At 60.5% G+C, this 22,555-nt stretch carries 23 protein-coding genes; 12 read left to right on the top strand and 11 right to left on the bottom strand.

Annotated features, from left to right (window positions below):
• Window positions 1-144 precede the first annotated feature (144 nt).
• The gene (locus tag ACR0JI_RS06600; RefSeq protein ID WP_480493935.1) at window positions 145-954 is read left to right on the top strand and encodes an SDR family oxidoreductase; all 810 of its coding nucleotides are present in this window, start codon (window positions 145-147) and stop codon (window positions 952-954) included.
• 22 nt (window positions 955-976) lie between these two features.
• On the opposite strand, the gene ACR0JI_RS06595 is transcribed toward ACR0JI_RS06600, so the two are convergent.
• The 7 genes from ACR0JI_RS06595 to ACR0JI_RS06565 all read right to left on the bottom strand — a co-directional run bounded on the left by ACR0JI_RS06595 (window position 977) and on the right by ACR0JI_RS06565 (window position 9,448).
• Window positions 977-2,287, bottom strand: a complete 1,311-nt coding sequence (locus ACR0JI_RS06595; protein ID WP_480493936.1) for a M16 family metallopeptidase — start codon at window positions 2,285-2,287, stop codon at window positions 977-979.
• Window positions 2,284-3,624 (bottom strand): M16 family metallopeptidase, encoded by a 1,341-nt coding sequence (locus tag ACR0JI_RS06590; protein ID WP_480474231.1) that lies wholly within the window; start codon window positions 3,622-3,624, stop codon window positions 2,284-2,286. Before ACR0JI_RS06590 ends, ACR0JI_RS06595 begins: the two co-directional genes overlap by 4 nt.
• 81 nt (window positions 3,625-3,705) lie before the next feature.
• Window positions 3,706-4,221, bottom strand: coding sequence for a DUF3035 domain-containing protein (locus tag ACR0JI_RS06585; protein ID WP_480474232.1), 516 nt, complete (start codon window positions 4,219-4,221; stop codon window positions 3,706-3,708).
• A gap of 50 nt (window positions 4,222-4,271) precedes the next feature.
• Window positions 4,272-4,748 (bottom strand): signal peptidase II, encoded by a 477-nt coding sequence (gene lspA, locus ACR0JI_RS06580; protein ID WP_480474233.1) that lies wholly within the window; start codon window positions 4,746-4,748, stop codon window positions 4,272-4,274.
• Window positions 4,748-6,337, bottom strand: coding sequence for a bifunctional phosphoribosylaminoimidazolecarboxamide formyltransferase/IMP cyclohydrolase (purH, locus tag ACR0JI_RS06575; RefSeq protein ID WP_480474234.1), 1,590 nt, complete (start codon window positions 6,335-6,337; stop codon window positions 4,748-4,750). Before purH ends, lspA begins: the two co-directional genes overlap by 1 nt.
• A 22-nt stretch (window positions 6,338-6,359) precedes the next feature.
• The gene (locus ACR0JI_RS06570; protein WP_480493937.1) at window positions 6,360-8,099 is read right to left on the bottom strand and encodes a heparinase II/III family protein; all 1,740 of its coding nucleotides are present in this window, start codon (window positions 8,097-8,099) and stop codon (window positions 6,360-6,362) included.
• An 89-nt stretch (window positions 8,100-8,188) separates the two neighbouring features.
• Window positions 8,189-9,448, bottom strand: coding sequence for an RsmB/NOP family class I SAM-dependent RNA methyltransferase (locus ACR0JI_RS06565; protein ID WP_480493938.1), 1,260 nt, complete (start codon window positions 9,446-9,448; stop codon window positions 8,189-8,191).
• 88 nt (window positions 9,449-9,536) lie between these two features.
• On the opposite strand from ACR0JI_RS06565, the gene ACR0JI_RS06560 reads away from it, so the two are divergent.
• Window positions 9,537-9,719: a DUF1674 domain-containing protein gene (locus ACR0JI_RS06560; protein ID WP_480474237.1), complete on the top strand. Its 183-nt coding sequence runs from the start codon at window positions 9,537-9,539 to the stop codon at window positions 9,717-9,719.
• 4 nt (window positions 9,720-9,723) lie between these two features.
• Here ACR0JI_RS06560 and ACR0JI_RS06555 read toward each other — a convergent pair whose 3' ends face one another.
• Window positions 9,724-10,578: a LysR family transcriptional regulator gene (locus ACR0JI_RS06555; protein ID WP_480493939.1), complete on the bottom strand. Its 855-nt coding sequence runs from the start codon at window positions 10,576-10,578 to the stop codon at window positions 9,724-9,726.
• Window positions 10,579-10,677: 99 nt separating this feature from the next.
• Between ACR0JI_RS06555 and tmpA the strand changes: the two genes are divergently transcribed.
• Genes tmpA through ACR0JI_RS06540 form a run of 3 tightly spaced genes read left to right on the top strand, consistent with a single transcriptional unit; the run spans window position 10,678 to window position 13,066 of the window.
• Window positions 10,678-11,814: a 2-trimethylaminoethylphosphonate dioxygenase gene (gene tmpA, locus ACR0JI_RS06550; protein WP_480474241.1), complete on the top strand. Its 1,137-nt coding sequence runs from the start codon at window positions 10,678-10,680 to the stop codon at window positions 11,812-11,814.
• Complete coding sequence (gene tmpB / locus ACR0JI_RS06545; RefSeq protein WP_480493940.1) at window positions 11,811-12,401, top strand: (R)-1-hydroxy-2-trimethylaminoethylphosphonate oxygenase; 591 nt, start codon at window positions 11,811-11,813, stop codon at window positions 12,399-12,401. The genes tmpA and tmpB overlap by 4 nt, the downstream gene beginning before the upstream one ends.
• Window positions 12,398-13,066, top strand: a complete 669-nt coding sequence (locus ACR0JI_RS06540) for an ureidoglycolate lyase (RefSeq protein ID WP_480493941.1) — start codon at window positions 12,398-12,400, stop codon at window positions 13,064-13,066. Before tmpB ends, ACR0JI_RS06540 begins: the two co-directional genes overlap by 4 nt.
• An 86-nt stretch (window positions 13,067-13,152) precedes the next feature.
• Here the strand turns inward: ACR0JI_RS06540 and dapB are convergent, their stop codons facing one another.
• The gene (dapB, locus tag ACR0JI_RS06535; RefSeq protein ID WP_480493942.1) at window positions 13,153-13,962 is read right to left on the bottom strand and encodes a 4-hydroxy-tetrahydrodipicolinate reductase; all 810 of its coding nucleotides are present in this window, start codon (window positions 13,960-13,962) and stop codon (window positions 13,153-13,155) included.
• 101 nt (window positions 13,963-14,063) lie between these two features.
• Between dapB and rbfA the strand changes: the two genes are divergently transcribed.
• From rbfA to ACR0JI_RS06500, 7 genes are all read left to right on the top strand, one after another.
• Window positions 14,064-14,459, top strand: a complete 396-nt coding sequence (rbfA, locus tag ACR0JI_RS06530) for a 30S ribosome-binding factor RbfA (RefSeq protein WP_480474247.1) — start codon at window positions 14,064-14,066, stop codon at window positions 14,457-14,459.
• A complete protein-coding gene (locus tag ACR0JI_RS06525) occupies window positions 14,456-15,199 on the top strand; it encodes a phosphodiester glycosidase family protein (protein ID WP_480493943.1) in 744 nt (247 codons plus the stop codon). The genes rbfA and ACR0JI_RS06525 overlap by 4 nt, the downstream gene beginning before the upstream one ends.
• A gap of 54 nt (window positions 15,200-15,253) precedes the next feature.
• A complete protein-coding gene (gene truB / locus ACR0JI_RS06520; protein WP_480494047.1) occupies window positions 15,254-16,159 on the top strand; it encodes a tRNA pseudouridine(55) synthase TruB in 906 nt (301 codons plus the stop codon).
• A 21-nt stretch (window positions 16,160-16,180) separates the two neighbouring features.
• A complete protein-coding gene (locus tag ACR0JI_RS06515; protein WP_480493944.1) occupies window positions 16,181-16,684 on the top strand; it encodes a DUF1643 domain-containing protein in 504 nt (167 codons plus the stop codon).
• Window positions 16,685-16,779: 95 nt separating this feature from the next.
• Entirely contained in the window at window positions 16,780-17,814 is a 1,035-nt protein-coding gene (locus tag ACR0JI_RS06510; RefSeq protein ID WP_480474253.1) for a calcium-binding protein, read from the top strand.
• Between the two features lie 143 nt (window positions 17,815-17,957).
• A complete protein-coding gene (gene rpsO, locus ACR0JI_RS06505) occupies window positions 17,958-18,227 on the top strand; it encodes a 30S ribosomal protein S15 (protein WP_480474255.1) in 270 nt (89 codons plus the stop codon).
• A gap of 196 nt (window positions 18,228-18,423) precedes the next feature.
• A complete protein-coding gene (locus ACR0JI_RS06500) occupies window positions 18,424-19,599 on the top strand; it encodes a S41 family peptidase (RefSeq protein ID WP_480474256.1) in 1,176 nt (391 codons plus the stop codon).
• Between the two features lie 69 nt (window positions 19,600-19,668).
• On the opposite strand, the gene ACR0JI_RS06495 is transcribed toward ACR0JI_RS06500, so the two are convergent.
• Together ACR0JI_RS06495 and ACR0JI_RS06490 are read right to left on the bottom strand one after the other, a co-directional pair.
• A complete protein-coding gene (locus tag ACR0JI_RS06495) occupies window positions 19,669-20,568 on the bottom strand; it encodes a hypothetical protein (RefSeq protein ID WP_480493945.1) in 900 nt (299 codons plus the stop codon).
• Between the two features lie 175 nt (window positions 20,569-20,743).
• Window positions 20,744-22,456, bottom strand: coding sequence for an adenylate/guanylate cyclase domain-containing protein (locus ACR0JI_RS06490; protein WP_480493946.1), 1,713 nt, complete (start codon window positions 22,454-22,456; stop codon window positions 20,744-20,746).
• Window positions 22,457-22,555 lie beyond the last annotated feature (99 nt).

The following is a 22,555-nucleotide window of genomic DNA, read 5'->3' as shown; positions in this document are numbered from 1 at the left end:
TTTCTTTGGTCGGCGCATTTGCGTGCTTGGTATTCTTACTCGCAAATCGCGAAACTCTTGTGCTTCCGATGATTGAGGAGATGCGCAACGAACTCAGTCAAGAGAATGGCGCTCACCCAGTAGATCAAAGATAAAGGGCGTTACATGGATTTTTCGGGAAAAACCGTCATCGTGATTGGCGGAACCAGCGGTATCAATCGCGGCATTGCCGAGGCTTTTGCGGCCTCGGGCGCCAAACTGGCCGTGGCCAGCCGGTCGCAGGAAAAGGTCGATGACACCATCGCCGCGCTGAAGGCCGCGGGCGCACAGGATGCGATTGGGGCTGCGTTTGATGTGCGCGATGCCGACGCTGTGGCGGCGGGACTGAAGCAGTTCCATGACGCCTTCGGGGATTTCGATGTGCTGATCTCGGGCGCGGCGGGCAATTTCCCGGCGCTGGCATCCGAAATGTCAGTCAACGCGTTCAAGACCGTGATCGATATCGACTTGATGGGCACGATCCACGTGATGAAGGGGGCCTATCCGTTCCTCAAACGCCCCGGTGCCAGCATCATCAATATCTCGGCCCCGCAATCCTATCTGCCGTATGAGGGCCAGTCCCATGTCTGCGCCGCCAAGGCGGGAGTCGACCAGATCACCCGCACCTTGTCGATGGAATGGGGTGTCGAGGGGATCAGGGTGAATTCGGTTGTGCCGGGGTTCATCGAAGGCACCGAGGGTGCGAAACGCCTTGCGCCCACCCAAAACGCCCACGAAGAACTTCGCCGGGACGTGCCGTTGGGTCGCTGGGGTCAGCCGCAGGACGTGGCCAATGCCTGCCTGTTCCTCAGCTCGGATCTGGCCAGTTATATCAGCGGCACGGTTCTGGCCGTGGACGGGGCACTCTATCAGCGCGGATCGGGCAAGTTCGGGCAGATGATGGGCGATATGCTGCGGAGTATGAAAAAGAGGTGAGCCGCAACTCACCCCTTGCAGTTCAGTTGGTTGTTTCCAGACCAACCGGCTTTCCAACAACAGTGAAATGCAGGCCGTCCGGGTCCAACAGTTCGGATGCAACGCGGTTCACGTCTTCCAGTGTGACCGCGTTCACCTTGTCATTGCGGGTGGCGATATAGTCGATGGGCAACCCTTCCATCTGCATCCCCACCATGATCCCGGCAATCTGCCCGTTGCCGTCAAATCGCAACGGATAAGCGCCGGTCAGATAGGTTTTGGCATCGTCCAGTTCCTTCTGCGTCACCCCTTCGGTGGCGGCGCGCGCCCATTCGTTTCGAATAACCTCTATCGCCTCGGCAATGCGGTCATTGGCCGATGACACCGACCCCAGGTAAACCGAGGCCAGATCCTTGGGCACAAGATAGGTTCCAACCCCATAGGTCAGGCCACGCTTTTCGCGCACCTCCTGCATCAGACGGCTTTCGAACCCGCCACCGCCAAGGATGTGGTTCAGGATATAGGCGGCAAAGAAATCCGGATCGTCCCGATCTATTCCGGCATGGCCAAACAGCGCCACGGATTGCGGGGTGTCAAACTCGACAACACTGATCCCGCCGGGGATGGTCACGTTGGCCTTGCCCGGGATGGGCTTGCCCGTTTCCGGCAGGTCGGCGAGCAACATGTCAAGCAATGCGCCCAGTTCTTCGGCCGTTATATCGCCGACGGCCCCCACATAAAGGCGATCCTTGGCAAAAACGCTTTCATACGCCGTTACCACATCATCCCGTGTCAGCGCCGAGACACTTTCGATCGTGCCCTTGCCTTCGGAACCGTAAGGGTGATCGCCATAGGCCATCCGGGCAAAGTTGCGGCCTGCAATCTCGTTCGGGTCGGTCTGATCTGATCGCAGCCCGGACAGGATTTGCGCGCGCACACGGTCAACCGCGTCCTGATCAAAGCGCGGTTCGTGAATCGTCTCACGCAGCAGGTCGGAAACTTCATCCCGGTTTTCGGTCAGAAAACGTGCGGAAATCGAAACCGTGTCGTCACCGGCGTTATAGCGGAACGATGCGGCCAGCGCCTCAAGCTCGCGCGCATAGGTCCGCGCGTCCATTTCGCCGGACCCTTCCTCGATCAACCCACTCATCAGATAGACCGCGCCACGCTTGTCCGGGTCGTCCAGCGACGTACCGCCACGGAAGCGCAGCTCAAGCGCGGTAAACGGGATCGAGTGATCCTCGACAAGCCATGCGGTGATCCCGCCGGGCGAGGTTACTTCCTCGATCTCGATCTCGGCCAAAGCGGGCAGAGCAACCAGACAGGTGGTCAGCGTTGCGAGAAACCGTTTCATTGCGTCACCTCATCATCGCGCATCAGCCAGCCGGTGACCGACGCCTTGGGTTGCAGAACGTCGCGGGCGGCGGCGATGATTTCGTCTCCGGTCACGGCCTGAAGAATATTAGGCCATGCCTGCACGTCCTGTATTGTCAGGCCGCTGGTCAGGGCGCGCCCATAGCGGTTGCCGATCCCGTCCACATTGTCGCGCGCATAGGTCTGCGCAGCCCGCAACTGCATCTTGATACGGTTCAGATCGTCCTCATCGACACCTTCGGCAATGAAATCGGCCACGGCCTGATCCATGGCATCCTCGGCCTCTTGCAGGGAAACCCCTTCGGCGGGAACGACCAGCAGGTCGAATGTTGTGTCATCCAGCGAGACGTCACGATAGAACGCCCCGGTATAAACAGCCATTTTCTGATCGAATTGCAGCTTTTCGTTCAGATACGAGGTCGTGCTGCCCCCTAGAAGTTCCGCCAACAGAAACAGTGCTGCCGCCTTTTCCTGATCGCCCGGATCGCGTTCCGGCGCCAGATAACTGCGCTGGACATAGGGTTGCGCCACGCGAGGGTCCTTGAATGTCAGACGACGTTCGGCGGTTTGCGGGGGTTCCTGCGACCGGACCCGTTCCGGCAAATCCGCATTGGCGGGAATCACACCGTAATACTGATCGGCCAGAGTGCGAACCTCGGCGGGATCAACGTCTCCGGTGACAACCAGAATGGCGTTATTGGGCGCGTAGTGGGTCTGGTAGAATGACAGCGCGTCTTCCAGTTCCAGTTCTTCCATCTCGTGCTTCCAGCCGATGATCGGCACGCCATAACGGTGATTGAGGTATTGTGCTGCGCTCATCTGTTCGCCGAACAGGGCGCGCGGGTTGTTCTCGGTGCGCTGGTTGCGTTCCTCAAGGATCACATCGCGCTCGGTCACGATATCTTCTTCGCTCAGGCGAATGTTCCGCATCCGGTCCGATTCCATGCGCATCATCAGCTCAAGCCGGTCGGCGGCGACGCGCTGGAAATAGGCAGTGTAATCATACGAGGTGAACGCGTTGTCGTTGCCGCCATTGGCCGCGACGGTGGCCGAGAATTCGCCTGGTGCCAAAGTATCTGTGCCCTTGAACAGCAGGTGTTCAAGAAAATGCGCGACACCCGACGACCCGATCGGCTCATCCGCCGATCCGGCGCGGTACCAGACCATGTGCTGCACAACAGGCGCGCGGTGGTCTTCGACCACGACGACATCCATACCGTTGTCCAAAGTGAATGTGGTGACCGCTTCTTTCCCACCCTCGGCAAAAGCCGGTGTGGTGGCGATCAGGGCAGCCGACAAGGCAAGGGCCCGAACCATGGGGCATCCTCCGTTTCGTTTCTGTCATTCAAACTACGGTGGTGCGGCCCGGGTTCAAGCCCGATGACGGAAAGTTAAGAATTATTCATTCGGCGGCGAGGTTGGAGTCTCGACCCCGGCCCGGCGGGCGGCTTCGGTTTCCGAATACGGATCGATCGACTGGCGTTCGTAGACCTGATTATAGCGGTCGACAGGGAACAGGCGCAGACCGGTCCAGCGGCCCCGGCGTTTGCGGAATGCGGCGTCCTCGGCTTCGACCACCTGCCGCGTATCAGGTGACACGCCATAACGGCTGGACGCCGTCACAAGCGCCGCATCCGACGACGGCACACCAGCGTTGGGGTTCAGGGCGGCGGCATTACCACCCAGCGCGACCACCAAATCGGCTTTGGGGGTCGGGTCTGTCAGATTCCCACCACCCGGCGTGGGTGCCGGCAGAAACGCGTAATCCTGAGGCTGGGTCAGCGGCTTGACTGGCAATACCGAAAATTCATCCGGACCCTGTCCCGGAGGCGCCAGATCCCGCAGTCCGGGATTCGAACATGCCGCGACCGCAGCGGCAACTGTCAGAACAAATATGGCGCGTGGCATCCGCATTGGTGTCTCCAGCCTGTTTCAGGCGCTTTTATCGCAAATCATTCCGCGCGTCACGAGGGCTTTTTGCCGTCAAACAAAACCAGCCCCAGCGCTCCGGCGAATATGAACACATCCGCCAAGTTGAACACAAACGGGTTGTTGATGCCACAGCAGGACATGTTCAGGAAATCCAGAACAAACCCATAGAGGAGCCGGTCGATCACATTCGCAAGCGCTCCGCCGATCAGAAGGCCGCCACAGAGCAACATGAATTTCGAACGCGTCGAACGACCAAGCCAGACAAGAACACCGATGCAGATCACAACGGACACACTGATCAGAAACCAGCGTGCGGCCTCAGAGTCGCCCTGAAACAGGCCGAAATTAATGCCTCGATTCTCGCCGTATTTGAACACCAGCAGCGGTGGCAGAACATCGATACCGTCGGGCCGTTCAGCCACGCGCAGGACGTGAACGACCAGATATTTGCTGATCTGGTCGATCGCAAAGGCGGCCAAGGCTGCCCAGAGAAGCAGGCGTGACCGCATCAGTGACGGAAATGACGCATACCGGTGAAGACCATCGCCAGTCCGGCCTCATCGGCTGCGGCGATCACTTCATCGTCGCGCATGGACCCGCCCGGCTGAATGACGCAGGTCGCGCCCGCTTCGGCGGCTTCCATCAACCCGTCGGGGAAGGGGAAAAACGCATCCGATGCCACGGCCGAACCGATGGTCAGCGGCTGCGGCAAGCCCAGCGTTTCAGCCATGCGTTCGGCTTTCTTGGCCGCGATCAGGGCCGAATCCACTCGGCTCATCTGCCCCGCGCCAACACCCACGGTCGCGCCATCCTTGACGTAGACGATGGCGTTGGATTTGACGTGTTTGGCCACTTTCCACGCGAACAACAGGTCTCGCATCTGCGCGTCAGTCGGGGCTTTCTTGGTCACGACCTTGAGGTCGTCCATGCCGATAAAGCCGTTATCCTTATCCTGCACCAACAGCCCGCCAGCCACCTGACGGACGGTTTTGCCACCTTCGGTTACATCCGGCAGCGCCTCGGTCGTCAGCAGGCGCAGGTTTTTCTTGGCGGCAAAGATCGCCTTGGCCTCGTCCGAGGCACCGGGGGCAATCACAACCTCGGTGAAGATGCCCGTGATCTCTTGCGCTGTTTCTGCATCCAACGGCTGGTTCAGCGCAACAATGCCACCAAAGGCCGAGGTGCGGTCGCAGTCAAATGCCGCCTTGTACGCCTCGAGAAGGGTGGCACCTGTGGCTACACCGCAAGGATTGGCGTGTTTGATGATGGCGCAAGCCGCGCCTTTCGCCGGATCAAACTCGGCCACCAGCTCAAAGGCCGCGTCCGTGTCGTTGATGTTGTTATAGCTCAGTTCCTTGCCCTGATGCTGTACGGCGGTGGCGACGCCGGGGCGGTTGGTGCCGTCCGTGTAGAACGCTGCCTGCTGGTGGCTGTTTTCGCCATACCGCAGGGTCTGCTTCAACTCACCGGCAAACGCGCGGCGCTTGGGAGCGTCCAGTTGCAGCGCATCCGCCATCCAGTTCGAAACAGCGGCGTCATAGGCCGCTGTTCGTGCATAGGCCTTTTGCGCCAGCCACTGGCGGAAGCCATAGGATGTCTTGCCATAGTTTTCTTCCAGCTGATCCAGCAGGGACGAATAATCCTCGACATCCACCACCACGTTCACGAAGGCATGGTTTTTTGAGGCCGCGCGGATCATCGCCGGGCCGCCGATGTCGATATTCTCGATACATTCGTCATAGCCCGCGCCCTTGGCGACTGTTGCCTCGAACGGGTAGAGGTTTACGACCAGCAGGTCGATGGCGCCGATGCCATGTTCCTCCATCGCCGCAACATGGGTGTCATTGTCGCGCAGCGCCAGCAACCCGCCATGCACCATCGGGTGCAGCGTCTTGACCCGGCCATCCATCATCTCGGGGAACCCGGTGATTTCGCTGACATCGCGAACCTCAAGCCCTGCATCGCGCAGCGCCTTGGCGGTGCCGCCTGTCGACAACAGTTCGATCCCGCGTTCGGACAGCTCCTTGCCCAGCTCGATCAGCCCGGTCTTGTCGGAAACGGAAAGCAACGCGCGGCGCACGGGATGAAGGTCGGTCATGGGTCCAAAGGTCCTTTTGGCGTCAGTCAAACTTGGGCTCGTCCCGGTGCGTATCGCGCACGGCAAAGGCTGTATCCTGCGCCTTGCTCAGCGTCCACCGGATGCGCGTCGCATACTCCATTGCGCGGCCAGATAGAACGATCTGTTTTGTCGCGCGTGGCTTTAAACGGCCCTTTTCAAGGTAAACACTTGGTTCGACAGATAATTTTCCCACGCCATCATGGCGGAAAACCCAGATCTCGCCGCTTTTGAGCGCCATCGACACTGCCGCCCCGCCCAGATCCAGCGCCGCATCAACGTCAGGATGCAGATGAAAACGGATGTCATAGCCAACGCCCTTGAGGCCCGAGGCGTCCAACGCCCTGTCGAACTGACGCTTGGCCTTGTCGGTTGCGGTCAGCAGAATATCCTCGACCGTCAGCTCACGCCCGTCAAAGCGCAATTCGAATGTGCGCGCGTGGGTCAGCCCGAAGACTTTGACATATCCGTCATGCCCGGCCATGAAACGGATGCCTTCGAACGCATCTTCAAAATCGACCGGAACGTCCCGCGGCGCATCGACCAGCGCCTGACTTTCGCGGCCCGGCAACGGGTTGGCCAACCGCGCGCTCGAGAACCCGTCCAGACACAAGGTTGAGTGAGATGGGGTCGCACGCCCGGCACGGCGCCAATCCAGCCCGAAACTGGCACCCGATCCACAATTCACGATCAAAGGGCGACGCCCCGAGGTCAGCTCGAACGCCAGCGTGGATGCGTGCGCGTTGAATGAGGCCGCTCCGGAGGGCGGCGCGCTGGCATCCACGATCACCGTGGTGCGTGCTGCGGCCAGGCGGGCATAGCCCATTGGCAGTTCGGTCGCCGCCTTGTGCTTGACGCCACTTTGCGCAAGCGCCTGTTCCAGCCGCCCTTCGACCCCGCGCCCGCCACCGTGAAACCGCGCCAGCGCGCCATCCGCATGGCGCAGACTGCGCAAGGTCGGTGCGATCCGCTTGATCGCCTTGGCCTGCGCGACAGGTGTGCCGCGTCCAAGATCGCTCAGCGCCGCCGACGTCCAGCTGAGCAGCATGAACACCTCAAGCAGCTCTTCCGGGTTGCGTGTTGGAATACCGCCCTTCGCATCCACCTGCCGGTCACACTCACCAGCCAAAGCCCGCAGGGCCGGATCGGCCATCTGCTCCAACCCCTCCAGCGCCAATCCGGCTTGCACAAGACCGGCCAGCGCCTCGAAACGCGGCAACCCGGGCGTCGCGGCCTGCCAGCGTTTGGACAGGAACCATGTTTGCTGCGCCAAAGATCGAAAGAACAGTTTGCTTTGCTTTTCATCTGCCCCGCGCAGCAGAAAAAGCGCATGGTTGATCCAGCGCATCACCCGCCGCCCGGTCAGGTCAGGCACCCAGCCCGGGCCCTGCCCGCGGCCATGCGTCTCGATCCAGCCCCAGACCCAGCGCTGCGCTTTTTCCCGTGCGCGCATATCACCGACAGCGGCCAGATCATCCAGCCATGCAAAACCATGGCGTTCCTCGTCAAAGCCGGCGCTGGGGGCAATGACATCCCACAACGCGGTATCGTCTGCCTCGACCAGATAGCCGGCGAACAAGAGATTCCCCGCAACCAGCTGCCGCCCGCGCGCAAACGAACCAACGGTACGCGGCTGGGGCTGCGCAACAAACCCCGTGGCGGCCTTTTGCCGTTGGCTGAGACGCGCGTAGAAACGGTTCTGCAACCGCATCCACCGACTGGCCATGGTGTCCGAATTTGACATGCGCGTGTTACTCTGCCCCTTGCGCTCTGCTGGCGCTTGAGACCCAACGATAGACCGCGCCGATCGTCAAGTCATCGAAAAGCGTGCACTCAGGCGGATTTGTTCAGGCAGGCGATATAGAACCCGTCCATACCCCCGCGATCGGGCCAGTAATCGGGCCGCAGACGCAGGCCGCCTTCCTCAGTGATCCAGTTGTCTTCGATGCCGGAGAGCTTCAGTGCCTCGCGATCAACATGCATGTCCGGATACATGCCCAGCGCGTCTTCGATCTGAACCTCGCCCTCATCCGGCAAAAGCGAACAGGTGCAATAGACCAGCCGCCCGCCGGGTCTCAGCAGCGTCCACGCATGGGCCAGCATCTGCGCCTGCAAATCGATCAGTCCGCCAAATTCCGAGCCATCCTTGGCAAAAGGCAAGTCAGGATGCCTGCGGATCGTACCCGTAGCCGAGCAGGGTGCGTCCAGCAAAATTGCGTCGTACTGACCCTGATGGTCCAGCGCGTCACCCACGATGACCTCTGCCTGCAACCCGGTCCGGGCGAGGTTTTCGCGCACGCGTTCGGTGCGCGCCGCGGATACATCCAGCGCCGTCACATCGGCCCCCGCCGCAGCCAGTTGCATCGTTTTGCCGCCCGGAGCCGCGCAAAGGTCCAACACCTTCTCGCCCGCCATCGGTGCCAGAACACGTACCGGCAGCGCGGCTGCCGCGTCCTGCACCCACCAATCCCCAGCCTTGTACCCCGGCAAGGCCGAGACCTGACCCGCATCCTGAATACGCACAGACCCGGTGGGCAGCTTTTCGCCCGGGGGGCCTTCTGCCCCCGGCTTCAGTGTAAGGTCCAGTGGTGCGCCCGCGAAATGCGCCTGTTCCATACCGGCAACCGCTTCGGCACCCCAGGCCGCGATCAGAGGTTCTCGCAACCACTCCGGCAGGCGCGGGACACGCATTTTCGGCCATGCCTCGGGACCCTCGGACGCGACCTTGCGCAAAACAGCATTCACCAGCCCTTTCAGACGCCCGTGCTTGCGCGAGCGGCTGATGATTTCAACCATGGAGTTCACCACCCCATGCGCGGCTTCCCCGTTGCACAGTTCGACCGCACCCAGCCTCAGCGCGTTGTGTACGGTCAGGGCGGGTGTTCGGTTCAGGTGGTTGTCCAGCAGACGGTCGGCGCGCTCCAGCCCGCGCAGGGTTTCCGACGCCAGCCGCTGGGCACGCGCGCGATCCTCTGGCCCCAACCGATCCAAAGCGCCCGCAGCGAAGCATTCAGACAACAGGCGGCCTTCGCCCAGAACCTGATCCAATAGATAGATTGCGCTGCGCCGTGCTGCTGTCGCGCTGTTTGTCATGGTGCCGCCTTCATGTGACCTGTGCCCGCATTGCCATTGGCGGACGCGGGCGTATATCAAGGCTATGCACGGAAAGGAACCCGATGTCATGAGTGACGACCGCAAAGACCTGCCCCCCGCCGCCCAACGCGCGCTGGCTGAAGCGGAAGAACGCCGCCAAAAAGCCCGGGCCGAGGCCAGAGAAATGCCCAAGGAACTGGGCGGACGCGATGGGTTGGACCCCGCCCGTTACGGCGATTGGGAAAAGAAAGGCATCGCCATCGATTTCTAGGCCCTCAACCGCGCAGGGCCTTCAGAAAATCATCGATCAGGGCGCGCTGTTTCCTGGACTGCGCCCGATCTTCAGGCCATGACAGCCAATACCCGTCCTTGGTTTGCAGCTCTGGCAGCTCCAACCTGCGCAACCGGCCATCCTTTAGGTCACCGGACGCCAGCGGAACCGAGCCCAGAACGATCCCCATTCCGCGCCTTGCCGCCGAAACGGCGTGTTCCATCGAATCGAAACTGACATGTGATGGCGCGACTTCTCCATGCCCGCATTTCCGGACCCACTCGCGCCAGCCCGGACGTTCACCGCGCAGATCGATCAGGGGGGCACCCCATTCAACACCCGGCGCGGCCATCGGCACCAGCACCTCGCGCGCGATCAATACCGCGTCGCGCCCGGCCCACACCCCCCTGCCATAGCGGATTTGCAGCCAGGTGCGTTCCTCGTCCAGCGACGACCGGCGCGCAACCGAGTCGGTCATCACCCGCACCTCGGGGCGCAGATTTCGGAACACAGGCAGGGCTGGTACAACAAGGGCGTGAATGTTTGACGACAACCCGGCAACCCTGAGTTCGCGTGGCGATTTTCCAAACAGATCCTCGGTGTTGCGTTCCAACGCCAGCAGGCTGTCCTGCACGAGCGGCAGATAGCTTTCACCTTCGACCGTCAGCGACACGCCGCGCGCCTCGCGCACAAACAGGGACCGGCCCAGCCACGCCTCAAGATTGCCGATCCTTTGGCTGACAGCGGCCTGCGTCAACCCGAACTCTTTCGCCGCGGCCGAGAACCCGCCAAGCCGCCCGGCGGCTTCGAACACGCGCAACCAATCCAGCGGCGGTAATCCGGTCTTATTCTTAGCCATTAGTTTTTCCGAGCCTCAGCCGAAATAAGGATTAATTGTCGTAATGCCACGAACGGCGTATCTGCTCAACCAAAGCCCGCGCCGAACAGGAGACCCCCAATGCTGCGCACCGCCACCCACGACACCTCGATTGTTACAGTCGCGTTTGATACCGGGACCAAGGCCCGTTTCCACGCCATCTGGCTGCGCGACAACGCGCTGGACGCTGATACCCGCGCACCGGGCAACGGTCAGCGCCTGATCACCATCGGCGATATTCCTGCCGACATCTCGGTCAGTTCAGCCGAGGTGGTCGCGGGCGACCTGCAAGTCACGTTCCAGCCTGAGGGCAAAACCGTTACCTTCCCGGCGGACTGGTTGGCCGAAAACGGCTATGACCGCGATCATGACATTGCGCTGGGTCGCATCGCCGCCGGCATCACGACCTGGGAGAGTGGCATCGCCGCGCCCAGCGGCGATTGGAACGAGGTCCATGCCAACCCGGCTGCCAAGCGCAATTGGCTGGCCGCTGTGGCCGAGTTCGGCTTTGCCAAGCTGACTGGCGGCCCGACCGAGCCTGAATCGCTGCTGAAGGTCGCTGACCTATTCGGCTATGTCCGCGAAACCAATTATGGCCCCTATTTCGAGGTGCGGACCGAGGTGAACCCGACAAACCTTGCCTATACCGGGCTTGGCCTTCAGGCGCATACCGACAACCCCTATCGCGACCCGGTGCCGACCTTGCAAATCCTCTATTGTCTGGAAAACTCGGCTGAAGGCGGGGATTCCATCGTTGTTGATGGCTTCCGCGCTATCGAAAAACTGCGTGACGCAAACCCCGAAGGCTTTGCCCTGCTGGCAGGATATCCGGCGCGGTTCGAATACAAGGGCTCGGACGGGGTCTGCCTGCGGTCACGCCGTCCGATGATCGAGTTGTCGCCGGATGGCGAGCTGATCGGCATCCGCTTCAACAACCGCTCTTCTGCCCCCTTCGTAGACGTGCCGTTTGACAAGATGGAGGCTTATTACGCCGCCTATCGCCAATTGGGGAATATCATCGACGATCCGGCGATGGGCGTTTCCTTCAAACTGGAACCGGGGGAAAGTTTTATCGTCGACAACACCCGCGTCCTGCACGCGCGGCTTGGCTATTCCGGAGCCGGATCGCGCTGGTTGCAGGGATGTTACGCCGACAAGGACGGGTTGCTGTCCACACTGGCGGCGATGGACTTGGCGCAGCCGGAGGCAGCGGAATGAAACCCGATTTCTCGACCCTGAACCGGGACAATATCGTTGCCTTCATCGGTGACATCTTTGCGCGCCGCGGCGGTGAAGAATATCTGGGCGAGCCTGTCACCATGGCCCAGCACATGCTGCAAGGCGCCACCATTGCCGAGCAGAACGGGATGCCCGAGGAAATCATCGTCGGCGCATTGCTGCACGACATCGGCCATTTCACATCCGAGTTCGGCACCTACCATCCGGATGACACCGAAGACCGCCACCATGAGGACGCAGGCGCCGAAGTGTTGGAGCAGTTCTTCCCCTCGGTCATCACCGATTGCTGCCGCTACCACGTGGCGGCCAAGCGGTATCTGTGTGCCACCAAGCCCGAATATTTCAATCGCTTGTCCGCCGCATCGGTTCACACGTTGGAACTGCAAGGTGGCCCGATGAGCGCCCAAGAAGTTGCCGCGTTCGAAGCCAACCCGAACCTGAAAGAGATCATTCAGGTCCGCTATCTGGATGAGGCCGGAAAACGCGCGGATATGGAAACCCCTGACTTTGCACATTTTGCGCCGATGGTGCAGCGTATGGTCGACAAGCACATGGAGGCCGCATGAACGCCCCGGAATATATCTTTGAAGCCAGCACCAAACCCTCGTTGCCCTGGCACGAGGTTCCCCTGATCCGCGCAACGGACGCCTCGGTCAAAGGTTATGGATGTCTGGTCGATGATCCCGAAGAGTTCGAGATCGAGATCACCCGCTGGCCACAGCAGGGGTGGCGGCCGATCGACGAAGGCACAGGCGATGAAGGCGGCTGGGTCGAAGGCACCTTTCGCGGTGAGTGGAAGGGAGACGTGCTTTACGGCGAGAACGAAGCGGTCAATGGCCACTATGTCCTGGGATGGTCAACCGATCCGCAGCAGGCGCAGACAAGCCGCCAAACAGCGCCCCGCGATCAGGTGCTGCTGTGGCACATGAACTATCACCCGGATGGCGGGCAGATGTTCTGGCCGCTCGACAACAAGCCCTTCATCATTCCTGCCGCGTTGTCCGGCGACAACCTGACGCCGGAAAAGGTGGTGGCGTTCTGGTGCGACGGTTCGCGCGGGCTGTATATCCATCCCGGTATCTGGCACGAGGGGATATTCCCGGTTGAAAACAACCAGCGGTTCCTCGACCGGCAGGGTGCGGTGCACGCTCGGGTCAGCGCTGATATCGGTCAGGAATTTGGCGTCTACCTCGCCTGCCCGCTGCGCGCCGACAAGATCAGGGACTTGTAAGAAAAGCACCGCTTGTTGCTGCGGTGCTTTTTTGGAGCACCGCATTCATTCGATTAGTTGATTTGACCGCGTATGTTTAGCAGCGCCTACAACCCCAACACATCCACCATGTCATACTGACCCGGCGCCTTGCCCTGCCCCCACAGGGCCGCCTTCAGCGCGCCGCGGGCAAAGATGGCGCGGTCCGTGGCCAGATGGCGCAGGACGATGCGTTCTCCGGGGGCGGCGAACAGGACATCATGCTCTCCGACAATGTCGCCGCCGCGAATAGCGTGAAAGCCGATATCTCCGCGCTTGCGCGCGCCGGTGATGCCGTCCCGGCCCCGGTCGGACACATCCGACAACTCGACGCCGCGCCCTTCGGCTGCGGCCTCACCCAGCATCAGCGCCGTGCCCGAAGGTGCATCGACCTTGTGATGGTGGTGACCTTCGATGATCTCGATATCGAAATCCTCATCCAATGCGGCCGCGACCTTTTTGGTCAATTGCACCAGAAGGTTGACGCCAAGGCTCATGTTTCCGGCCCGAACGATCACCGCATGGCGCGACGCGGGTTCCAAAGCTGCGATCTGTTCGTCGGACATGCCGGTGGTGCCGATCACATGCACACAGCGCGCCTGCGCGGCCAGCGCGGCAAATTCCAGAGTCGCTTCGGGCGCGGTAAAGTCGATTACGGCCTGCGCCTGTGCAAACGCCTCCAACGGGTCGTCGGTCACGGTCACGCCCAGCGCGGGGCCGCCCATCGCTTTGCCCACGTCCTGACCGATCCAGTCATGGTCCTTGCGTTCGACCACGCCGACCAGACGGGCCTGATCGCTGTCCGTCACGGTCTTGATCAGCATCTGCCCCATACGGCCCGAAGCCCCTGTAATGACGATCCCCGGAATATGGGTCATAGCGCTGGTCCTTTTTGTTCAGGTCGGCAATGTCGGCTCAAAGCCTCCTACCCCGTTCGCGCCCGCTTGGCAAAGCCCTGCTTTCGGCTTAGATCGAAGACATGGCAAAGAATAAATTCCACGATGGCCCCGGCCCGTCCCAACGGCAACTGCGTGTCGGCGAACTGATCCGTCGCACTCTGTCCGAAGTTCTGGCGCGCGGAGATGTCCACGACCCCGACCTGAACCGCTTGTCGATCACCGTAGGCGAGGTGCGCACTTCGCCCGATCTGAAGATCGCGACCGCGTATGTGCTGCCCTTGGGCGGCCGAGGGCAGGAGGACGTAATCGAGCTGCTGGCCCGCAACAAGGGTGAGCTGCGGCGCATGGTCGGCAAGAAAGTCGGCCTGAAATTCGCGCCCGATTTGCGCTTTCGGCTGGATGACACGTTTGACCGTCTGGACGACACCCGCCGTATGTTCGAACAGGACGCGGTGCGCCGCGATCTGGACGAGTGATCCGCACGTTTGTCACATTGGCGACGCTTCTCTGGGCCGCGCAGGCAGGCGCGGTCACTTGTGAAAAGCTGACCCATGAGGACAAACGTTATACGGTTTGTAACGTCGATGCCGCCAATGAAGATCTGCGGCTGTTTCTGAACGGCAAAGACGGTCAGGTATTGGGGCATTTTTCGTCGGTCAACGAAGTGCTGGCCCCGGAAGGCAAACGGCTGGCTTTTGCAATGAACGCGGGCATGTATCACGACGACCGTTCACCCGTTGGCCACTATGTCGAGGACGGGCAGGAACAGATGCGTGTGATCGCCAACCCCGGCCCCGGCAATTTCGGGTTGCTGCCCAATGGCGTGTTCTGCATCCGCAAGGGCCGGGCGGATGTGTTTGAAACGCTTGATTACGTGGATCAGGCCCCCACCTGCCGCTTTGCTACCCAATCCGGTCCAATGCTGGTGATCGACGGAAAACTGCACCCGCGCTTCCTGCCCGATTCGACCTCGCTTTATGTTCGCAATGGGGTCGGCACCAGTTCCGACGGTACGCGAGCGGTGTTTGCGATCTCGGAAGATTATGTCACCTTCCACGAATTCGGGCGTCTGTTCCGCGATGTGCTTGGCACACCAAACGCGCTGTTTTTCGACGGCAATATCTCGCGGATGTATGAGCGGGCCAGCAACCGCTCGGATCTCGGATTCTCGCTGGGGCCGATTGTCGGCGTGGTCGAAGAAATGCCCGAAAATTGACAGCGGCAGAGTGATCCGCTAACTCGCGCGCCTTAGCAAGATTCAAGGTGCATGATGGGACGTAAACGCAAGGGTCGCGACATTTCCGGCTGGCTGGTGGTGGACAAGCCCGCGGGCATGACCTCGACCGCCGTGGTCAACAAGGTGCGTTGGGCGATGGATGCCAAAAAGGCGGGCCATGCGGGGACGCTGGATCCCGAGGCGACCGGCGTTCTGGCAATTGCCTTGGGTGAGGCAACCAAGACCGTTCCCTATATCACCGATGCGTTGAAAGCCTATACCTTCACTGTGCGCCTGGGGCAGGCCACCAACACGGACGATGCCGAGGGCGAAGTGATCGCGCAAAGCGATACGCGCCCCTCGGATGACGATATCAAGCAGGCGCTGACCCGGTTTCTGGGTGACATCATGCAGGTGCCGCCCAAATTCTCGGCGGTGAAGATCGACGGCCAGCGCGCCTATAAACTGGCCCGCGATGGTGAGGACGTGGAGCTGACCGCCCGCCCCCTCTGGGTCGAGGAACTGATCCTTGTCGACCGCCCCGACGAAGACCATGTGGTGCTGGAGATGACCTGCGGCAAAGGCGGCTATGTGCGCTCGATTGCCCGCGATCTGGGCGAGGCGCTGGGGTGTCACGCCCACGTCAAGGAACTGCGCCGCATCTGGTCCGGCCCCTTCGAGGCCGAGGACGGGTTAAGCATCGAGCAGATTGACGAAATGGCGAAAACAACCGCGCTGGACGAATATCTGCACCCACTGGAAACCGGCCTGTCCGACCTGCCCGAGCTGAAATGCACCGCCGAGGGGGCAACCCGTCTGCGCAATGGCAATCCGGGCATGGTGCTGGCCTCAGACATTGAATACGGCGACGAGGCCTGGGCATCGTTCGACGGCAAGGCCGTGGCCGTTGGCATCTATAAATCCGGTGAATTGCACCCCAGCCGGGTGTTCGTCGACTGAGAGCCGTGTTAGGCGAAGGGCATGATCACCCGTTCCCACACCAAGGGCGACGCGCCCTCGACCGCCATCTATTCCGATTGTGAGAAATACCGATATAGCCTGACCCGCATCTGGGACCCTGAAGGGCGCAAGGCGCTGTTTGTGATGCTGAACCCGTCAACCGCGACCGAGGTGCAGAACGACCCGACGGTGGAACGCTGTGAACGGCGCGCACGCGCGCTTGGGTTCGGCGCGTTTCAGGTCACGAACATCTTTGCCTGGCGCGACACCGACCCGCGCAAGATGCGGGCTGCCGCCGATCCGGTCGGACCCGATAATGACGCGGCCATTCTGGACGGCGTGCAATGGGCCGATCAGGTCATCGCGGCCTGGGGCACGCATGGCGCGCATCTGGAGCGTGGCCCTGCGGTGGAAACCTTGTTGCGAGGCACCGGCCAATCGCTGTTCCATCTGGGCCTGACCAAAGACGGTCATCCCAAACATCCGCTTTATATCGCATACACGCGTCAGCCTGAGGTCTGGTGACAAAGGATTAACCATTTCAAAGGTTTACCTTTGACCTGGTGACGGGCGACATGGGATATTCCACCCTCGGAGCATCATGCTTTCGGAGGGGTTCAATGTTTCTGGCCGGATTGCTTGGACTGGCCGCCATCGGCGGCGCTGCTTACGCGATGAGCGATTTTCTGATCGAAGAGGACGACACGCCGGATGAAAACCCGGAAGGTGAGCCATCGGCTGAGGTTGATACCGGTGAGTTTCTGGTCATCGGTGAAGGTGTCGAAGACCCGGAAAACGCTAACACCGAACCTTCGCCGGACAGTGGCGAGGCACCCTCCACCGGGACTGTGATCTCGGAATGTGAAGGCGATCTCGTGATTGCCGGTGGCGATGGTTCGGACGTGATTACCGGGCAGGACGGTGTCGATCAGATCAACGGCTACGGCGGGGACGACACGATAAACGGTGCCAAGGGCAACGACGTTCTGCACGGGGGCGACGGGGCGGATGAAATATCGGGCGGGCAGGGAAATGACATCCTGCACGGTGAGGCGGATGGCGACCTTTTGTTCGGAGATGACGGGGATGACGCCCTTTACGGTCACTTTGGTGACGACACTCTGGATGGCGGTGCGGGTGAGGACGAACTGTTTGGCGGTCAGGGCGACGACAGGCTGGACGGCGGCGCAGGGGATGATGCGTTGCAGGGCGGGTTCGGGGATGATGTTCTGAACGGTGGCGAAGGTGAGGATACTGTCTTTGGCGGGGACGGAAACGACTTTGTTTTCGGGATCGAAGAAGGTGCCGCCGAAAGGGATTTCCTGAACGGCGGTGCGGGTGACGATACCATTCTGGCAGGCGGCAAAGACGTGGTGACGGGCGGAGCCGGGGCCGATGATATCGTGCTGAACCCCGGCGACGATCAGGTGACCGTGATGGGTTTTCAACCCGGCGAAGACAAGCTGCTGGTGACGTGGGAGGATGAGACCGACCCGGCAATCGAGGTTGAGGTCGACGCCGAAAACGCCAACCTGACAAGGGTTTTCATAGATGGCCAGGAAGTTGCGCAGGTATATGGTGCCGAAGGGATGACAGCGGCCGACATTCAGCTGATCACCGAAGCCCAGTTGGCGCAATACGGGCAGATGGCCTGAGCCCGTAGAAACCCTTTGCCATTTGGGTCAAATGCGCTTATACGCGCCCATCCGCATCGGAATCGGTGCGGTCTTCTCCATGGGCCTGTGCTGGACGACATCCCGGCCTGCGCCATCAACCCTAACCTTAAAAGGAGACCCCGATGTCGATCACTGCCGCTGAAAAAACACGCGTCATGCAAGAATTCGCAACCAAAGAAGGCGACACCGGTTCGCCTGAAGTTCAGGTTGCTATCCTGACCTCGCGCATCAACACCCTGACCGAGCACTTCAAGACCCACAAGAAAGACAACCACGGTCGTCGTGGTCTGCTGAAAATGGTTGCTCAGCGCCGTAAGCTGCTGGACTACCTGAAGGGCAAGGAAGAGGCGCGCTACCAGGACCTGATCAAAAAGCTGGGCATCCGCCGCTAAACGTAATTGTTACGTTTTGTACCGGTTCTGAACCCCGGTTTGTAAGATTTGTACGCCCGCCCAATTGGCGGGCGTTTTCTTATGTGGACGAATGTCAAGTATTCCAACCGACCAAAGCTGCAGTGGTAAACTCAATCTTGGTTGGCAAGGTGAGCCCAATCTGGACATTGACGAACGGCCATGCGCATCGTGAGGCATGTCGCTCACGGAAGACCTAAACCAAATTTTAGAAACTGTCTTGCCGACCGATCCCAGCTTTCAGCAGATCGAATATGCGGTGATAGACAATTGCATTAGTGAAACCCGGCGATACGCCTTGGAAGGCTCCACCGAAGCCTTCTTGATGTCCGCGATGCGTCTACTGGCACTTCCCGACAATGGGCACACACGGCTGATCCCGAACGATGCGATCAAAGTGCTTCCGCTGAGGTTCGTGAGCGTAGGGCGTTCTGTGCAACTCGTCGGCGCGTTTCCAGAGATAACCGCACCGCGAGGAGAACTGATTGCAGTCAACGGCGCAGCTTTGAGCCAGATTGAAGCAAAGGCGGAACAGTTTCTTGCGGGAACATGCCAAAGGAAGCGAGTCATCGGACCGATTCTTTTGGCTTGGCCGTACGCCTTGGCACGTTTGGGTTTTTCGTCAAACGGTGGAACGACCGAGTACCGTGTGCAGGACGAAAATGGGCAGATAACCAATCTGAAAGTGGCAAATGGAAACACTGTTCCTGGATCGATGCTCTACCCGAGAAATGAGCACGGCAAGGATGATCCAACCTGGGTGCCTGAGACTTTTGCGGAAATAAAGGACTGGCAAGATCTTGGGCTATCAATAGCGTTGCCGAGCTTTTTTGCTCCGAACGAAACAACGCTGCACAAAGCCGTCTCAGCCGCGGTGGAACGCGTGCGCGCCCGTCCGAACGGAACGCTTTTGATTGACGTTCGCGGAAACACCGGCGGCGATTTTCTTCTGACTATGCCTTTGATAGACGCGATCTCGCAAATCGCAAGCAAGCAGGTTGTTGTGCTTGTTGATAAATTCACGTTTTCCGCGGCGATAGTGTTTGTGGCCATCCTCAAACATCGTTTGGGAAACAGGCTCAAACTCATCGGGGAAGAAATGGGTGACGGGTTGATGTTCTTTGCCGAGGGCGGGTTGCTCGATTTGCCGACCAGCGGGGCGGTTGTTCGATACTCATCAGCCTTTCACGATTGGAAGAATGGAAGGACTGACAAAACCACTCCGCCCGAAATCGCGCGGAAGATCGTTCCCGTAGGGGCACTGAATTTGGATTTGGAATGGGTCGCAAGTCGTGCAGATGAGGATGCGGACGGCGCCTTCTATCAACGAGTTCTCAGAAGCATGAGCACTTAGGCAAACAGCCGCGACGGCACCGCGGTGCCCATCCGCGACGCCGCTCGGTATGGCTTTTGATGTCTCTGGTCAGATTGCCTGCCACTTTTTGTAGGTATCGACCGCCAAGGCGGTGTCGATCACGAACATCGCAACCGCGGTTACCATCGCCAGCATCGACAGCCAGAACGACCCGCTTGCCGAGGCGACGGCCAGTGTCATGCCGCCGACGCAGGTGGCAATCGCAGCGGCTTTTTCCAGGCCGCTCATGTCGGTCAGGACGATGCCCGCAAGTTTGGTGAACCCGACGGACGCCTTGGCGACGCCCAGCATTGCCTTCATCATGGCCAGATCGCTGCCCGCCGTTCCGGCCTTGGCGATTGCACCGGCGTGGCGGCTGATCGGGCCGCTGCATTTGACGGCAATCCCGGCCCCGGCCCGCGTGACTGTCTTGGTTCCGAGCGCCTGATAAACCCCCAGCGCGGCCATGGCCATCGTGATGATATCTGCAAACGCCTTGGCGGCGGCCCCGATAAAGGTGTTCAGCGCAGCTTTCTTGCGCTTTTTCCTGCTGGTGCCCAGCGGAGCCCCCAAAAGCGGCGTGTCCCCCTGCATCAGGATCAGGCTGTCCGCAGTTTCATGCACCGAGAACGGCGCGGCATCGACGGGAACCGTGGCGGCTTCGGCCTCGGGTATCGGGTCGGGAGACAGGAACCGTGCCTTGATCTGCGCCTGCTGGTCGGCCGGTAGCGCGCGGATATCGGCCCCTTCGTCTGAGGCATAAAGCTCTTCCCATGCGCTTTCCATGATCGCGGCCACGTCCGCCGCGCTTGGTTCGGCGGCGGGGGCTGTCATCAGCGGCATCTTGGGGCCTGCATCAAGGTCGATGTCCTCCACCGCGTCCTCGGGGAGCTTGTCGAGCATCTCGATGAATGACTCGTCGAACACATCAGGGTTGAATGAAATGCCAGAGGCGGAATGGAGCTTCATGGGTAAACCTACTTTCTTTAACTTTGACACAATAAGCCTGCACAATAGACGAGTTTTGAATTCTCTCTGTGGTGAACATCACACTTGAACAGCCAGTCGCCCCCCCGGACGCCGCCAGCCGGGGCGCGCGCGGCGTTTCGTGGCAGCAGCAGGACGCGTGTCTGTAGATCAGCCGTTATTCGGGAAGACCGGCCTTTTTCCACCCTTCGCGCCAGCTTTCGGAACAGGCCGGAACGGTAAAGATCGGCAGCCTGGTCTGATCCGAGGAAGCGGTGATATCCGGGCGCAATGCTTTCAGGTCGCTTATCGCCGCCTGCGCCGCTGCGGCATCCGACATTTGACCCAAGGCGGCAATAAGCATCAGGTGGCTCATGACAAATCCGGACCGAACGGCCAGAGCGTCACGCGCTGCGGCGGCGGCCTCGTCATACCGGGACAGCTGAAACAGTGCACTTGCCCGGGCGATATGTGCCGCATGACGCATCGGGTCTTTCGGGCTGAGTTCAATGGCATGTGTTGCGTGGTCCAAAGCCTCATCCGGTCGGTTCAACATGCACAGGTTGATGGAGGCGAGCATGTGAACACTTGCAGCATTGGGGTTTTCGGCCAGCGCCTGTTTGAACGCCGCACGCGCACGCGGCAGGTCGCGGGCCAGCATCGAGATTGAATGCGCCGCATAAGCCATGGCAATGCCGTCGGAGCGGTCGCTCATGAGAACGCGTTCAGCCGCGCTGATGGCGGCCTTGGGCCCTTCGCCGATGGGATCAAGCCCCTGCACAAGCCGCTGAATATGCAGCCAGGCCAGCAGCCCTGCGGCAGCGGCGTAATCCGGGTCGCGGTCCAGCGCCAGCGTTGTCAGCCGGATGGCTTCGCGATTGGCGTCATCTGTCAGCAGATGAAAATGCGACAGCGCCTGAAGGTAGAGTTCATAGGCTTCGAGATTTTCTGTCGGCTTGGCGCGGGACCGGTTCGTTTCGGCGTGGCGCAGCGATGGCTCGATCGCTGTGACGACCTCTTGCGTGACCTTGTCCTGAAGGTCGAAGATATCGTCCAGCACTCCGTCAAAGCGATCGGCCCACAGGTGGCTGCCATTTTCCGCATCAATCAACTGCCCGGTGATCCGGACACGCTGTCCCGCGCGTCGGACGGACCCTTCCAGCACATACCGAACCCCGAGCGTCAGGCCGACCTGTCGGATATCCGTCGTTTTTCCCTTGAAAATGAAGGACGAGTTGCGGGCCACGACCATCAGCCAGCGAAAGCGCGACAGTTCCGTGATGATGTCTTCGGTTATGCCGTCGGCAAAGAACTCTTGCTCGGGGTCGCCGGACATGTTGTCGAAGGGCAGAACGGCGATCCCCGGACGAGTGTCGGCGGGTGTAGCAAGATGGGCGGTTGAACCCTTTGGCCAGCACCAGACACCAACGCGGCGCGTGATGTTCTTCAGCTCGGCCTGCCCGCCGCCGTCGAACAGGGCCGCATCGCCCCGGTCAAGGCTGTGATGCGCCGTGTCCGAGATCAGGATCTGGTCGGGTTTGGCCAATGCTTCGAGCCGGGCAGCGACATTGATGCCATCACCGAAAATGTCTTCGCCTTCCGTGATGACCTCACCCGTGTGAATACCGATGCGCAGCCGCAGCCCTTCGGGCTTGTCGCAGGATTGCAGGGCAATCGCAAAATCCGACGCGTCGGACGTTGACCGGAATTCGGCGATCCAGCCATCCCCCATGCTTTTGATCAATGTGCCGTTGTGGGTTTCCAGCAGGGCAGTGAGCGTGTCGTCACGGAACGATTTCAGCGCTGCAAGTGTACCCTGCCGGTCCTGATCCATAAGCGCCGAGTACCCGACAACGTCAGCCGCCAGCACTGTCGTAAGCCGTCTTTTCATTCGCACCCCCAATGAAAGTGAGGTTAGCGCAGTGATCCGGTTCTGTCAGGCCATTTCCCGGACGGGGGGCAATGGCACGCATTGCACTATCATGCGGCC

The organism is Ruegeria sp. N10, assembly GCF_056531545.1.
Note: the sequence above shows the minus strand (reverse complement) of the source record. Positions and strands in the feature narration are given on the sequence as shown.